The organism is Levilactobacillus enshiensis (assembly GCF_007115095.1).
GTDB classification, from domain to species: domain Bacteria; phylum Bacillota; class Bacilli; order Lactobacillales; family Lactobacillaceae; genus Levilactobacillus; species Levilactobacillus enshiensis.
This window is the reverse complement of the sequence record NZ_SULH01000026.1, coordinates 3,787-4,241: the sequence shown is the minus strand read 5'-3', so window position 1 is coordinate 4,241 and position 455 is coordinate 3,787. Positions and strand designations below refer to the sequence as shown.

1 rRNA gene (running past one end of the window) is annotated in these 455 nt (G+C 52.7%); it reads left to right on the top strand.

From position 1 onward, the window contains the following. Positions 1–455, top strand: a 16S ribosomal RNA gene (locus FAY32_RS14170) (its annotated part continues 197 nt past the right edge of the window); the annotation flags it as partial.

The following is a 455-nucleotide window of genomic DNA, read 5'->3' as shown; positions in this document are numbered from 1 at the left end:
TACAGGTGGTGCATGGTTGTCGTCAGCTCGTGTCGTGAGATGTTGGGTTAAGTCCCGCAACGAGCGCAACCCTTATTATCAGTTGCCAGCATTAAGTTGGGCACTCTGGTGAGACTGCCGGTGACAAACCGGAGGAAGGTGGGGATGACGTCAAATCATCATGCCCCTTATGACCTGGGCTACACACGTGCTACAATGGACGGTACAACGAGTTGCGAAGTCGTGAGGCTAAGCTAATCTCTTAAAGCCGTTCTCAGTTCGGATTGTAGGCTGCAACTCGCCTACATGAAGTTGGAATCGCTAGTAATCGCGGATCAGCATGCCGCGGTGAATACGTTCCCGGGCCTTGTACACACCGCCCGTCACACCATGAGAGTTTGTAACACCCAAAGCCGGTGAGATAACCTTCGGGAGTCAGCCGTCTAAGGTGGGACAGATGATTAGGGTGAAGTCGT